General features: G+C 66.1%; 12 protein-coding genes. All 12 read right to left on the reverse strand.

What is annotated here, in order from left to right; translation table 11 throughout:
- Window positions 1-362 precede the first annotated feature (362 nt).
- The 12 genes from Q322_RS0111740 to Q322_RS0111795 all read right to left on the reverse strand — a co-directional run bounded on the left by Q322_RS0111740 (window position 363) and on the right by Q322_RS0111795 (window position 13,974).
- Window positions 363-1,127 carry an SDR family oxidoreductase gene (locus Q322_RS0111740; RefSeq protein WP_029478104.1) on the reverse strand — a complete coding sequence of 255 codons (765 nt, stop codon included), beginning with the start codon at window positions 1,125-1,127 and terminating at the stop codon, window positions 363-365.
- On the reverse strand, window positions 1,124-2,017 hold the full coding sequence (locus Q322_RS0111745) for an NAD(P)-dependent oxidoreductase (RefSeq protein ID WP_029478105.1): 894 nt from the start codon (window positions 2,015-2,017) through the stop codon (window positions 1,124-1,126). The genes Q322_RS0111740 and Q322_RS0111745 overlap by 4 nt, the downstream gene beginning before the upstream one ends.
- Window positions 2,017-2,919 carry an SMP-30/gluconolactonase/LRE family protein gene (locus Q322_RS0111750; RefSeq protein WP_029478106.1) on the reverse strand — a complete coding sequence of 301 codons (903 nt, stop codon included), beginning with the start codon at window positions 2,917-2,919 and terminating at the stop codon, window positions 2,017-2,019. The genes Q322_RS0111745 and Q322_RS0111750 overlap by 1 nt, the downstream gene beginning before the upstream one ends.
- Complete coding sequence (locus Q322_RS0111755; RefSeq protein ID WP_029478107.1) at window positions 2,916-3,260, reverse strand: cupin domain-containing protein; 345 nt, start codon at window positions 3,258-3,260, stop codon at window positions 2,916-2,918. Before Q322_RS0111755 ends, Q322_RS0111750 begins: the two co-directional genes overlap by 4 nt.
- Window positions 3,260-4,327: an L-idonate 5-dehydrogenase gene (locus Q322_RS0111760; RefSeq protein ID WP_051668487.1), complete on the reverse strand. Its 1,068-nt coding sequence runs from the start codon at window positions 4,325-4,327 to the stop codon at window positions 3,260-3,262. Before Q322_RS0111760 ends, Q322_RS0111755 begins: the two co-directional genes overlap by 1 nt.
- Window positions 4,324-5,280 (reverse strand): 2-hydroxyacid dehydrogenase, encoded by a 957-nt coding sequence (locus Q322_RS0111765; RefSeq protein ID WP_029478109.1) that lies wholly within the window; start codon window positions 5,278-5,280, stop codon window positions 4,324-4,326. Before Q322_RS0111765 ends, Q322_RS0111760 begins: the two co-directional genes overlap by 4 nt.
- A 74-nt stretch (window positions 5,281-5,354) precedes the next feature.
- On the reverse strand, window positions 5,355-6,329 hold the full coding sequence (locus tag Q322_RS0111770) for a LacI family DNA-binding transcriptional regulator (protein ID WP_051668482.1): 975 nt from the start codon (window positions 6,327-6,329) through the stop codon (window positions 5,355-5,357).
- Between the two features lie 672 nt (window positions 6,330-7,001).
- Window positions 7,002-8,900 carry an amylo-alpha-1,6-glucosidase gene (locus Q322_RS0111775; protein ID WP_029478111.1) on the reverse strand — a complete coding sequence of 633 codons (1,899 nt, stop codon included), beginning with the start codon at window positions 8,898-8,900 and terminating at the stop codon, window positions 7,002-7,004.
- A gap of 143 nt (window positions 8,901-9,043) precedes the next feature.
- Window positions 9,044-10,573, reverse strand: a complete 1,530-nt coding sequence (locus tag Q322_RS0111780; protein WP_029478112.1) for a carbohydrate ABC transporter permease — start codon at window positions 10,571-10,573, stop codon at window positions 9,044-9,046.
- A 1-nt stretch (window position 10,574) separates the two neighbouring features.
- Entirely contained in the window at window positions 10,575-11,669 is a 1,095-nt protein-coding gene (locus tag Q322_RS0111785; protein WP_029478113.1) for a carbohydrate ABC transporter permease, read from the reverse strand.
- Window positions 11,670-11,767: 98 nt separating this feature from the next.
- Window positions 11,768-13,012: an extracellular solute-binding protein gene (locus tag Q322_RS0111790; protein WP_029478114.1), complete on the reverse strand. Its 1,245-nt coding sequence runs from the start codon at window positions 13,010-13,012 to the stop codon at window positions 11,768-11,770.
- On the reverse strand, window positions 13,009-13,974 hold the full coding sequence (locus tag Q322_RS0111795) for a LacI family DNA-binding transcriptional regulator (RefSeq protein WP_029478115.1): 966 nt from the start codon (window positions 13,972-13,974) through the stop codon (window positions 13,009-13,011). The genes Q322_RS0111790 and Q322_RS0111795 overlap by 4 nt, the downstream gene beginning before the upstream one ends.
- Window positions 13,975-14,301 lie beyond the last annotated feature (327 nt).

The following is a 14,301-nucleotide window of genomic DNA, read 5'->3' on the forward strand; positions in this document are numbered from 1 at the left end:
GTGTTGTTACAAATGATAGCGCTAACAAATTGCGGAATGCAAGCCTCTTCCCGGGGTGATTCTCAGGAGTTGCACCTGCATAATCAGAGAAAACCTCTCCTGGCGGGAGAATCCCAGAGTAATCGCCAGACTGGTCTGGCGAAATTGGATAGGCGTGATCGGTTCGGGAAAATGATGAAAGGCATGACGACAGCATTGAGACACTGGGCTTTTGAGATGCGGGGGAGCGGAGGAAGGCGAGAGAATGGCAGAAACCGCCCCACGCGAGCAGGTCAAGATTTATCGTCTGGGACGCTGCTCCCGCGCTATTCATAGGTGCAACTCCTGAGTGATTCGCTGCCACCAGGGGGCGAGAGCGGCTGTCACAGCACCGAGAGCATGCCGCCGTCCACGTAGATGACCTGACCGTTGACATAGCTGCTGGCCCGCGAGGACAGGAACACGGCAGCCCCCACCAGTTCTTCCAGGTTGCCCCAGCGTCCGGCAGGAGTCCGGCCACTGACCCAGGTGGTGAACGCCCCGTCGGCGAGCAGGGCAGCGTTCATCGCGGTAGCGAAGTAGCCGGGGCCGATGCCGTTGACCTGAATGCCGCCCTCCGCCCACTCGGCGCACATGGCGCGCGTCAGGCCCTTTAAGCCACTCTTGGCCGCCGTGTAGGGCGCAATCGTGCGCCGCCCGACTTCGGACATCACCGACAGGATATTGATGACCTTACCGCTCCCGCGTGCCAGAAAATGCGGCGCAACCTCGCGCGAGACGAGCAGCGCCGCCGTCAGGTTGGTGGTCAGCACCTCGTTCCAGAGGTCGAGGGTCAGCTCGGTCAGCGGGGCGCGGCGCTGAATGCCGGCGTTGTTGATTAAAATGTGCAGTTCGCCGCCTGCCAGCACGTCCGCAATTCCAGCCCGCACCGCCGCCTCGTCCGTGACATTAAAGGGAGCAGCGCTGGCCTCGAAGCCCTCGTCCCGCAACCCCTGGACGGCGGCGTCCAGCTTGCCAATGTCCCGGCCATTCAGCACCACCGCCGCGCCGTGCTGCGCCAGACCGCGTGCCAGGGCCAGCCCCAGGCCGCCGCCGCCCCCGGTGATCAGGGCGCGCTGGCCGCTCAGATCGAACAGGCTAGAGATCATCCCTCCACCAGCAGGCCGCCCAGCGCCTCAATGTGCCGCACCAGGGCGCTGTGGTCATCCCCGGCCCGCGCGCCGCCGTCGGCCTGCGCGTAGTCGGCGAAGAGTTCACGGGCGCGCGTCGTCAACGGCATGGCGGCTCCCAGGCTGTCGGCCACGTCCAGCGCGGCGTCCAGATCCTTGATCTGGGTGGTGATGGTACCTCCGGGCTGGAAACGCCGCTCGATCATGCGCGCGCCGTGTTCGGCCAGGATGCGGCTCTGCGCGAAACCGCCCAGAATCGCCTCGCGCACGCGGGCCGGGTCCGCGCCGCCCGCGCGGGCCAGGGTCAGGCCCTCAGCCACCGCGCCGATTGTCACCGCCACGATCACCTGATTGACCAGTTTTGCCAGTTGCCCGCTACCGGACGGGCCGACAGGCGTAACGTGGCCCAGCACGTCCAGCATGGGCCGGGCCTCGTCGATCCAGTCTGCTGGCCCCCCGGCCATGATCGCCAACTCGCCGCGCGCCGCGCCGCCCGTGCCGCCGCTGACCGGGGCATCCAGAAACCGCAGGCCTCTGTGCTGCGCCGCCGCCGCTAGATCACGGGCAACCGCAGGGTGAATGCTGCTCATGTCCACGAACAGCGTGCCGGGCCGCGCCGCCCCGAGAACTCCACCCAGCAGGACTTCCGAGACGACGGAGCCGTTGGGCAGCATGGTTATGACCAGATCGGCGTGCTGGACGGCCTCAGCGGGACTGGCCGCCACCGTCGCCCCATGTTCGGCCAGCGCTGCCGGGTTTCTGGGCGAGCGGTTGTAGACGATCACCTCGTAGCCCGCCTTGAGCAGGTTCTCGGCCATCGGGCGGCCCATCAGGCCGGTGCCGATGACGGCCAGTCTGGACTGGGGCATCAGAACCTGGCCCCCCTGACGGACACGGGCAGGCGATACAGGCTGCTGCTGGCGGCGATATACAGGTACGGTTCCAGGTGGCTGAAGGTCAGGTTGCCGATGACTTCTGGCACATCCACCACGCCCAGCCGCGTGCCGTCCGGGGCGAACACCTGCACGCCGCCGCCGCTGCTGCTCCACAGGTGGCCGTGTGCGTCGATGCGGATGCCGTCGGGCAGGCCAGGATCGACGACGGCGAAGACGCGGCCCTCGCCCACGTCGTTGCCGGACACCGGGTAGGCGTGAATGTGGTGGTGGCCCGCCGGATCGTGGCTCTTGCTGGTGTCGGTGACGTACAGCGTGGTCTCGTCGGGACTGAAGGCCAGGCCGTTGGGCCGCAGCAGATCGCAGACTTTGGCCTCCACCGCCCCGGTATCGGGGTCCAGGCGGTAGACCCAGCAGCCCTCCTGCTCCTGCTCGCCGCCGTAGCCCTCGTGCGGCTGGATCAGGCCGTAGGGCGGATCGGAGAACCACACGCCGCCGTCGCGGGCCACGATGATGTCGTTGGGACTGTTCAACCGTTTGTCGCCGTGGTGAGTGGCGATGGAGTGCCAACTGTGGCCCGCGTCGTCCGAACGCAGCACCGCGCGCTCGCCGTGCGAGCAGGCGTACAGCCGCCCGGCGTCATCGCGGGTGTGCCCGTTGTGAAAGTGCGAGGGCTGCACGGCCACGCTGAACGGCGCGTCCGGCGTGCTGTCCTGCGGATGCCAGCGCAGCACGCGGTTGCCGGGGATGTCGCTCCACAGCACCGCGCCGTCCTCCAGGCACACCGGCCCCTCGCCCCAGGTGGCCCCGCCAGCGAGTTTTTGCAGGGTGGCGTCGGCGGGGATCAGGTGTTCCAGACCGGGAAACGGATGGCTCACGCGGGTTCCTCCTCTAACACGACCTGCGGTTCGGCGACTTCCAGACTGAGGCTGACGGCCCGCCCGCTGGCGCGCGAACGGTGCGACAGGCCGGTGGGAACGGTCAGGCTGTGGCCCGCGCGCAGCGTCACCGAGTCGCCGCTGCGGAAATCCAGCGTCAATGCGCCCTCCAGCACGACAAACGTCTCGGTGGTGTTGGGATGGTGGTGCCACGGCCCAACGCCCTGCATGACGCTCAGGCGGGCGCGGTGACCTGGCCCGCTGGCGAAGACCTGTTGCAGGGGCAGCGTGGTGGCGGCGTGGGCGACGGCGAGAAGGTCAGTTGAGCTGGGCTGGGTCATCAGGCTCCTGTGGTGGCATGGAGATCGTCTGGCATGAGATGGAGATCGTCCGGCACGAGGCTGACCTTCATGGCCCGCGTGCGGTCTGCGGCCAGGGCAAAGGCGTCTGCTGCCTGCGACAGCGGGAAGCGGGCGCTCAGGAGGGGCCTCAGATCTACCCTGCCCGCCGCGAGCAGCTCCAGCGCCCGCGCGTACTCATCCACGAACCGGAACGAGCCGATCAGGCGCAATTCACGGGCCAGCAGCAGATTCAGCGGTGCCTGGGTCATGCCCGGCGGCAACATGCCCAGTTGCACCAGCGTCCCCCCCGGCGCGAGGGCCGAGATCGCCGAGGCGAGGCCGGGAGGCGTGCCAGACGCCTCAAAAGCCGTGTCTACCTCCAGTTCGTCCAATGACTCGCGGCCCACATTCACGGTCCGCTCGGCCCCCAGTTGCTTTGACACGGCCAGCGGCTGATCCTGCAAGTCGGTCACGGTGATCTGCCGCGCCCCGGCCAGTCTGGCGCTCAGCACGGTCAGCGCGCCGATGGGACCAGAACCGACGATCAGCACGCTTTTTCCCAGCAGCGGCTCGGCCTGGTTGACCGCGTGCAGGGTGACGGCCAGCGGCTTAGCCAGAGCAGCGACTTCAAAGCAAAGGTGGTGCGGGATGGGAAAACACTGCGACTGGTGGGCCACAAAGCTATGCGAAAACGCCCCCTGGACGTGCGGAAAGCGCGCCGCCGAGCCGTAGAAGAGCACGTTGCGGCACAGGTTGGGGCGGCCCGCCAGACACTGATCACAGCTCAGGCAGGGCCGCACCGGGTTGACGGCGACGCGCGCGCCAGGAGCCAGCCCCGTCACCCCCGGCCCCACCTCCTGAACGGTCCCGGCCACCTTATGTCCCAGCGTCAGCGGCTGACGCACCAGGAAATTGCCCACGCCGCCATGCGCGAAGTAGTGCAGGTCCGAGCCGCAGATGCCGCCCGCCCCCAGGCGGACACGCACTTCACCCGCCTGGAGAGGTTGCTCTGGACAGTCCTCCAGCCGCAGATCGCCCGCCGCGTGGATCACCAGTGATTGACTCACGCGGTGGGCAAACACACGGGGGTTTTTAGCGTGCCGCCTGCGAAATACTGGCTCAGGTTGTCCAGCACCAGTTGGCCCATCTCGCCGCGCGTTTCCACCGTACCGCTGGCGGCGTGGGGGGCTAGCACCACGTTGTCCATGTTCAGCAACTCTGAGGGCACCTGCGGCTCGGCAGCGAACACGTCCAGCGCTGCGCCCGCGACCTTGCCGTTCTGAAGCGCCGCCACCAGATCGGCCTCGTTCACGATGCTGCCGCGCGAGACGTTGACCAGCATGCCCTGCGGCCCCAGGGCGTCCAGCACCGCCGCGTCCACCATGCTGCGTGTGCCGTCTCCGCCCGCCGCCGCGACGATCAGTACGTCACTGGCGGCGGCCAGGGAAACGGCGTCCGGGTAACGCTGCTGGGTGGCCCCGTCCGGCGGGGACGGATTGCTGTACACCACCGTCATGTCCAGCGCTTCCAGGCGGCGGCCCAGCGCCTGCCCCACGCGCCCGAAACCCAGGATTCCGGCCACCTTGCCGCCCAGCCGGGTGGTCAGCGGCATCTCGCCCCTGTGCGGCCAGTGTCCGGCGCGCACATAGCGGTCCCCGTAGGCGACGCGGCGCGCCAGGGCCAGCAGCAGCCCCAACCCCTGATCGGCCACGTCGGCGGTCAGCACGTCGGGCGTGTTGCTGACCACAATGCCCCGGCGGGCGCACTCGGCCAGATCGACGGCCTCCAGGCCCACGCCGTAGATGACCACCACTTCCAGTGCGCCTAGGGCGTCCATCACTTCACGCGCCAGGCCCGCCCCGCCGTTGGTGGCAACGCCCCGCACCCGCCCGCCCACCTCTTTCAGCAAGGCCGCCTTATCGGGCGCTTCCCACAGGCGGTGGGTCTGGAAATCGCGTTCCAGCGTCTCCATCACGAGGGGCATCATCGGGGCGACGATCAGCAGGTCAGGTCTGGTCATGGGGTCTCCGTTAGCGACTGGCAGGGGCTGGATGGGACTAGATATTGGATAGGGCTAGATATTGGATGGGGCGTTCAGGTGGTCTGGCGGTGGATGATCTCGAAGCCCAGATCGACGCGCTTCTGGGCGGGTGGTTGGCCGCGCAGGCTGGACAGCAGCATCTCGGCGGCCACCCGGCCCATCCGGGCGCGCGGCGTGCGGACAGTGCTGATCGGCGGGTTGAGGTTGGCGGCGATGTCCTGATCGTTGAAGCCGCAGATGGCGAGGTCCTGCGGCACGCGGATGCCCTGGCGCTGCGCCTCGAACAGTGCCCCGGCGGCCAGATCGTCGTTGATCATGAACACGGCGTCCATGTCCGGCCAGCGGCCCAGCAGCTCGGCCAGCAGTTCGCCGCCCACGGTGATCGAGCTGGGGCTTTCGCGGTGGGCCACCAGATCGGCGCGCAGGCCCGCGCCCGCCAGCGTGGCCTGAAAGGCGGCCATGCGGCGCACGCTGCGCGGATCGCTGTCGGTCATCGACCCGGCGTAGGCCACCCGCCGCCGCCCGCGTTCGATCAGGTCGCGCGCCACCGCCCGGCCCACGGCGGCGTGATCGAAGCCCACGTTCAGGTCCAGCGGACGCGGCGAGAGGTCCAGCAGTTCCATCACCGGCACGCCCACCGCCCCCACCATCCGCAGGGTGGCCTCGCTGTGATCGATCCCGGACAGGATGATGCCGTCGGGCCGCCAGCCCAGCAGGGCGCGCACCAGCTCTTCCTCGCGCGCCACATCGTACTCGGTGGTGCCCAGCAGGGTATGGTATCCGGCGGCGTCCAGTACGTCATGTAACGCGTCCAGCGTGGGCACATGCACCGAATGGTGCAGCGTGGGAATCAGCACCGGGATCACCCTGCCGGAACCGCGCGCCAGGCTGCCGGCCAGTCGGTCCGGGATATAGCCGAGCTGCGCCACCGCCTCGTGGATGCGGGCGCGCAGTTCGGGGGAAACGGCCTCGGGCGTGTTCAGCGCGCGGCTGACGGTCATGACCGCCACGCCCGCCGCCTGCGCCACCTGACTCAGGGTGACGCCCTGGCGTTTGCGGGCGTTTCGGGCCGGACCGGGGGAAGAGGAAGATCGGGTACGGGTCAGATGGAACCCTCCAGGGAAGGAAAGTGAAGGCGCGCAAAAAGCGCGAAGCTGGACTGTCGCAACGCACTGATGATAGCGCTATCAAAGGGAGGGTGGGGGTCAGGATGCGGCAGAACGGAAGGGCAGCACCCCTCAGTCTACTCCCAGCTCTTTTTCCCGCAAGCGGAGTCAGGGGGCATGACTGGCACGACCATTCCATGTGTCCTCGCCTTCCTTCTGAGGGGCGGACCCGTCAAGCTGCGACGCAGAGGGGTTGAACTGTGGCGGCCACCCCTGAATCAGACTTGACGGCAACACTGCAATGGCAAGCCGTGCCGTGCTGAGACCATACGGATTCCGGTCATTCAGTTATCTTTTGGGACAGCACCAAAAGCCAACACCATTCTGGAATCCGTACTTTCCCTTCTCCCGTTGGTCGGGTTTCGCAGTTATTTCATAACTGTTCAACCGGAATCCGTATCAGATGGCGATGGGTCGAGCACGAACCCGAGCGAAGCGGGTGGCAGAAAACACCACCCTGCTCTGGTTCCCTAACAGTCGGTGGGATTCCCGCGTTTCAGCGTAAAGCCCTGGCGCGCCAGCCTGACACGGCCCTCAAGTCAGCGTTTCCTGCGGGTCAGGCACCTCGTCGCCCAGCTCGTCCCCCAGCAGATGTGCCAGCGCCAGCACCGCCGCCGCGTCCCAGCCCTGCGGGTGGCAGGCGGCGGGATATGGAACAGGCGGCGTCCCGTCCTGGCGCGGGAATCCAGCGAACAGTTCGCTCAATCGGGCGTCGGGGGCGGCGCGGGCAGCGTCGAACAGGGCACGGGCCACGCTGCGGGCCTCGGCATTCAGACCGTAGCGGTGCAGGCCCAGCGCAGCGGCGGCGGTGTCATGCGGCCAGACGCTGCCGTTGTGGTATGACACCGGGTTGTAACGGATTTCCCGCGTTCCCAGCGTGCGGATGCCCCAGCCGCTCCACAGCTCCTCGCCCAGCGCGGTTTTCGCCACCTGCGCCGCGTATGCGGGCGGAATGATCCCGGTCCAGAGGGTGTGCGCCGGGTTGCTGACCAGCACGCGCAGCGGCTGCTTGTCGCCGTTCAGACCGTGGACGTAATAGCCGCGTTCGGGCCACCAGAAGGCCGCCTGAAAGCGTTCGCGCAGCGCATGGGCACGCTCCTCCCATTCGGCGGCCAGCCCGCCCTCGCCCAGCAGGCGGTACATGCGCGCCGCCGCCCCATACGCGGCGTAGGCGTAACCCTGAACCTCAATCACCGCCACGTGCCCGCTGACGTCCACGCCGCCCTCGGTGAAGGTGCTGTCGCCGCTGTCCTTCCAGACCGCGTTGGTGATGCCGCCGGGTTCGGTGTCGGGCGTGTACTCGATAAAACCGTCGTGATCGGGATCGCCGTCGGTCAGGCACCACTGGAGGGCCGCCTCCCAGTTCGGGCGCAGTTCGCGGGCCAGGTCAGGATGCGCGGCGCTCAGTTCGCCCACCAGCCACACGAACAGCGGCGTGGCGTCGGCGGTGGCGTAATACGGGCGGTGCGGCGTGCGGCCCGTGCGGGTCAGCTCGCCCACGCGCAGCTCGTGCAGGATCTTGCCGGGCTGCTCCAGCGTGACCGCGTTGTATCCAACGCCCTGGTGCGCCGCCAGGTAGCGCGCCACGGTCAGCGCCACATCGGGCAGATGGTCCTTGACCATCAGGGAAATGATCACGCTGTCGCGGCCAAAGGGGGCCACGAACCACGGCAGACCCGCTGCCGGGAAAGCGCCCTGCGCGGTCTGAAAGCTCAGGCTGCGGAGGTCCTCGACGCTCCGGGCCAGCACGCGGGCGTCCCGTGGATCGGACAGCTTGACATCGCGTCCGATGCCGGCCTGGACTGCGGTGTACTCGGCGGCCAGCGCGTCCGGGTGGCCGGGCGTCGGCTGTTCATCGGCCAGCAGCGGAAACACGCTGACCACGATCTCGGTTTCCTCTCCGCTCAGGGTCCAGCTCAGCCGCTCGCCAGTCCACTCTGCTGCGGGTGAGACCTGGACCAGCGCGCGGTGGTCCAGGCCGTCCTGCGCCGTATATGAGAAGCTCAGGCCGTCCGTGGTGACCTGTGTGCCGACCTCTCTGGCACCGGCCTTGCAGGGCCAGCCGCGCACCTCGAACATATCGGCAAAATCGGCGGCCAGGTCCAGCGTCAGCGTGTGCGGCCCGTCCCCCACGTAGCGCGTGACGTGCAGGGTGTCGCGCAGCTCCGTGGCCGTAATCTGAAGATCGCGGGACAGGCCCACGCGCATGGTGTACCCCACGTTGGCGTTGGCACTCTGGGCGTGCAACCAGAAGGGAAAGCGCTCGTGTTGCATCAACGTCTGCGGGGTCTGACCGTCCAGATGCCACTTGTAGCGCGAAAGAAAGCGCGTGTCGCGGCGGTACAGGCCGCTCTCGCCCTCGGCAACGGCGTAATGCGCGTCTCCAACGAGATACAGGTCATTTTCTTTAAGGACGGTGCGGGTACTGAGCATCGAGGCTCCTTGAACATGAGAGGGGAGGTCAAACCATCTAGCCGGCAAACGGTCTAACCGCAAAAAATCAATGGTCGACGTGGAAAGTCTGGCTGTTGAGCGCTTAGACCGTTTGACCACCAAATCTTGAAACGACGAAGCCTCTACCCCTTGACCGCGCTGTCCGACCCCGTATCCACAAAGTAACGCTGGAAGATCACGAAGATCACGATCACGGGGATGGCACTGAGAACCGCGCCCGCCAGGATCAGGCCGTAATCGCCCTGTCCGCCGTAGAGCTGCCGGAAGTTGACCAGCCCCACGGTCAGCAGGTAATCGGTGTTCTGGCGCAGGATCACCAGCGGCCAGAAAAAGTCGTTCCACGCGCCCTGAAACTGGGTAATCGCCAGGGCGATCAGGGCTGGCCCAGCCTGCGGCAGCATCACGCGGAAAAAGGTCATCAGCGGCCCCGCGCCGTCGATGGCGGCGGATTCCTCCAGTTCCTTGGGCATGCCCTCGAAGAACTGCTTCATCAGAAAGACGCCGCCCGCCGCCACCAGGCCGTTAAACCACAGGCCCCAGATGTTCAGCAGGCCCAGGTCTTGCAGCAGCACGTAATTGCTGACCAGGTTGACCTGATCCGGCACCATCTGCACGAACAGCACACCGACGATAAAGATGAGGTTCTTGCCGGGAAAGTCCATGCGGGCCAGCGCATATCCGGCCAGTGAGCAAAAGACGATGGCGGCGCTGACCCGCAGGAAGGCGTACAGAAAGGTGTTCAGCACCCAGGAAAAGAACAGGCTGCGCCCGGTCTGCGGGCTGGTGGTCTCGCTGAACGCCCGGCGGTAGTTGTTGAAGGTGTAGCCCAGCACGCCGGGGGTGATGTTGCGGTAGGCAAAGCTGCGCCCGAAGTTCTGCCGGTCGCTGGGGGGCAGCGTGCTGGCGGTGATGCTCTGGCCGCGCTGCACGTCGATTTGCAGCGGCGTGCGCTCGAAGACCGGGCCACGCAGGTAGTACTTGTCGCCCGCCTTGACCAGTTCCACCGCCTGCGTGGCGTTCAACGAATACTGTTTGTCCTGCGCTGCGGGCGTGTCCAGCGTGACCGCCACGATCTGACCGCCGGGCAGCTTGGCGTTCACGTTCTCATCGGGTGTCGCCAGTCTGGCCGCAATGACCTCGCCCTGCTGCGCCGTCAGCGCGGGGTAGTCCACGGTGATGCGGTAGCTGCGGACCTCGCCCACCTGTCCGGTTTCCACAGTCCTCACGGTGGCGTACTCGGTGGCCTGCGCCTGGCGGGCAATGGCCACCAGGCTGGTGGGCTGATACGGAAACAGCGCCGTGGTAGGCGGGCCTTGCGGCGCGTCTGCCGGGGAACGCACGCTGACGTCGAAGGTGACCGTGCGGCCCGGCTCCAGCCCCCCATTCCAGCCGCTGCCCGCGCCCTGCACGCCCAGGTTGTACGCGCGCCCGATGTACTGCGGCGTCAGTTGCGGAATGATCAGGCGGGGCGGGTACTCGTTGGGGTTGTCCTTCATACTGCTCAGCAGGCCCATTAAAAACGGCCCCAGGAAGAAGATGCTCATGACCAGCATAAAGGCGTACAGCCAGCCCGCGCGCGCCCAGCGGCGGCGGGCCAGCCAGCGGTCCAGATCGGCGGCGTTCTTGCGGACTTCGGCAAGAGTCGTGGTCATCTCACACCGCCTCGGAGCTGATGAAACGGCGCTGCAAGAACACCATCACCAGAATGATGGCGGCCAGTACGATGGCGGCGGCGGCGGCCAGGTTGACCGGCGCGGCCCCGGCCTTAAAGGTATTGATGTACACGTAATACGCCAGCGTGATCAGGGTGTCCTGAGGCGCGGCGCTGCCGATCACTGCCACCTGATCGAACATCTTCATGGTGCCGATGAGTCCCACCGTGATCACGTAAAAGGTCACGGGCCGCAGCATCGGAACCGTGACGTTCATTAATTTTTGCATGGGCGTCGCCCCGTCGATGTCGGCGGCCTCGTACAGCGCGCCGGGAATGTTCTGCAACCCCGCCAGGAAAAACAGCATCAGCGTGGGAATGGTGGTGAAGGTGTTCTGAATGATGATCACCAGCATCGGGATGCTCAGAAGCCGCGCGCCGCCAATGCTGATCCAGCGGTCCGAGAAATACTGGAAGTCGTAGGGGGCCACGTCCCGCACCGACAGCACCCCTGTCCAGCTCAGGGTGGCCGTGACCGCCAGCGCGATCAGCAGGCTGATGACGGCCAGCGCGGGATCGAACCACCCGGCGGGCAGCCCGCGCGCGCGTTCCCACAGCACCTGCGCCACCTGCGCGGCGATCAGCACGCCCAGCAGGGTCAGGGTGTACGGCAGATAGGTCTGCCACTGGGTAATGGCGTAATTGGCGACGCCCCGGCGCTGGAACAGCCACAAAAAAATCAGGGTGATGACCACGCTGGACGTGATGCTGGGCATGTACCACGCCGAGCGAAAAAAGGCCATGCCCCGGATCTTGTTGTTCAGCGCCACCGCCATCAGCAGCGCCCCAATGGTCTGAAGGGTGGTGGTAATGACGGCAAACACCAGGCTATTGCTCAGCGCCCGCCGAAACGAGGGATCGGACAGCACGTCCACATAGGGCTTGATGCCGATCAGTTTGGGCGTGTTGAACAGGTTGAAATCGGTCAGCGAGTAGTAGATGGCCCGCGCAAAGGCATAGAAGAAAAAGATCCCGATGGTGATCAGAAACGGCGCGAGAAACAGGTAGGCGGCTGAGGTCTGTCCCTTCTTGAGCATGGTGGCGGCCCTCCGGCGGGAGAACGCTGGGGGTCAGAAAGGTGGGCATCTTCAAGTTGCTGCCCGCCTCCCAACCCCTCTGATGTCAGCTTGTCAGCTCAGCGGTTTTGCAGGGTGTCCATTTCCTGCTGCGCCTGCTTCAGCGCGTCGGCGCTGGACTTCTGCCCACTCAGGACGGCGGCCAGAGCGGTGCTGATGGGTTTGGCCCAGTCCGGCCCCTTGTTGCCGAAGTAGTAGGGCCGCACCGTCCCCGACGACGCGCCCTGAAAGACCACCTTGCTGTTTTCCGCGCCGGGCGTGGCCTTTTTAAAGTAGGCATTGTTTTGCAGCGACGTGCGGCTGGGAATCGCCAGACCCTGCTCCAACACGTACTGCTGCACGTTCGGGCTGGTCAGGATGTTCAGCACCTTGGCGGCAGCCGCCTTGTTCTTGGTGCCCGCATTGATGGCCCAGCCCACGGTGAACACGAAGTTGCCACGCTTGCCGGTCTTGTCGTTCTTGGGGATCAGCGCCGTGCCGTATTTCAGGTTGGGCGCATTGTCCTTGAGGAAGCCCACGATCCAGTTGCCCTCGATGGCCACGGCCACCTTGCCCGACGCCAGGCAGCCGCCGGACCAGTCCTGAGACACCTCGGAAGGTTGCACCCCCACCTTGTCCTTGCTCAATCCGGTGAAGTAGTTGAAAGCCGAGACAAAGGCCGGATCAAGCAGGTTGGTCTTGCCCTTGCTGTCGAAGGGCTGCCAGCCCGCCGCAAATGCAAACTGCCCCATACGGGCGTAGTCGGGGGCCAGGCACGCTCCGTAATAGTCGTTGCCCAGTGCCTTTTTCACCGCTGCCAGTTTGTTCTGAAAGCTGGTCCAGGTGTCGTTGTCGTTGGGGTAGGCCACCTTGGCCTCGTCGAAGATGTCTTTGTTGTAGATCAGGGTCAGGGTGTTGAAGTCCTTGGAAATGGCGTAGGTCTTGCCATTGCGGGTAAAGGCGTCGTTGAGGCTCTTGATAAACGGCGTGGTGTTGACGACGCCGTTCAGGGCCAGCAGTTTGCCGGTGGCGACGTAGCCGTCCAGCGTTTCGCCGGGCACATAGAACACGTCGCCCGCGTTGCCCGCCGCCAGCAGGGTGGTCAGTTGCTGGTTGTAGTCGCCCTGTAGCGGCTGGTAGACCACCGTAATCTTGTCCTTTGCCAGCGCGGGCTTGACGAAGCGGTTGATCAGATCGCCCACAATGGCCGGGTCCTGGCCGCCGTAGCCGTTGATCTTGATGGTGGTCTGCGCCGAGGCCGAACCGGCGGCGGCAACGAGGACGGCGAGGCTGACAAACAGTGCTTTTTTCAGTACTTTTTTCATGGCTTCCCTCCAGGGAAAGGCGCAACGGTCGCGCCGCGAATAAGTTCGACGGGGATAAATTCGCCGCGCGGGGACAGGCCCGAGATGGCCTCCTGCACCAGCGTCAGGGCCGTGGACGCGATTTTGGGGATGTTTTGCGCGACGGTGGTCAGGCGGATGGGCAAGGGCAGTTCGGGCAGGCCGTCGAAGCCCACCACACTGACCTGCCCCGGCACGTCCACGCCCAGGTCTTGCAGCGCAGCCACCGCAGCGGCGGCGCTCTCATCGCTCTGGGCGAACAGGCCGGTAAAGCGCGCGCCGCCCTCCCAGGCCCGGCGCACGGCACGGTAGCCGCCCAGCACCGTGAAATCGCTGGGCAGGCTGACCGTCTGTGCGCCCACTGCCGCCGCCGCCGCCAGAAAGCCCCGCTGGCGGTCCTGGGCCACCTGGCTTGGCCCCGCCCCCAGAAAGGCGAGCTGGCGATGTCCAGAACCCGTCAGTTGCTGGGTGGCCAGCCGCGCGCCGCCCACGTCGTCGGGAGCCACCCAGAAGAAGTCAGGGTGGTGGCCGATCAGCACGGCAGGGACGCCCGCATCCCGCAGAAAGCTCAGGCGCGGGTCGCCGTCGATGGCGTGCATCACCAGCACCGCGCTGGGCAGCCGGGTCAGGTCGGCGCGCAGTTCCAGCAGTTGCACGCCCTGATGCGCCGTCCCCGCCTCCAGCGCGCGTCGAAACAGGATCATATAAGGGTGCAGCACCGGGTCATCCCGGTCAAATGACAGCCCCAGCGTCTGCCCGGTACGCCAGCTCAGGTGCCGCGCGGCGGGGTCCGGCGCGTAGCCCAGGCGGGCAATTACCTCCTGCACGCGGTCCCGTGTCCGGGCGGCCACCGTGCTGTGCCCGTTCAGCACGCGGCTGACCGTGCCGGTGCTGACGCCGGATTCGTGGGCGATGTCGTCGATGGTGGGCCGGGGTGAGGACATACCTGACAGCTTGGCTCCTTTTCGCCGGAGGCGCGAGGAAGGCACGACGGACGGACGACGGCTGGGACTTGTAACCGGTTACAGCAATGGCAATACTGGAGGAGTGTGGTGGTTCATCGTGGGCGAATGAGGACACGGTGGCCTCTAAACTTCAAAACGTGTTGTAAGCGGTTACAAGATTTATTGTCGTCCGAATTGGGGATTTGTCAAGGGGTGGGGTTGACACACCCGGCTCACTCCTCCGGCGTTACACACCTGGCTCTCCCCAGACCACCCGGTGCGCACGATTCATCGTCTAGGCCAGGGCTTTCTCGCCTTTCCCCCTTT

The sequence above is a fragment of the Deinococcus frigens DSM 12807 genome (assembly GCF_000701425.1).
Classification (GTDB): domain Bacteria; phylum Deinococcota; class Deinococci; order Deinococcales; family Deinococcaceae; genus Deinococcus; species Deinococcus frigens.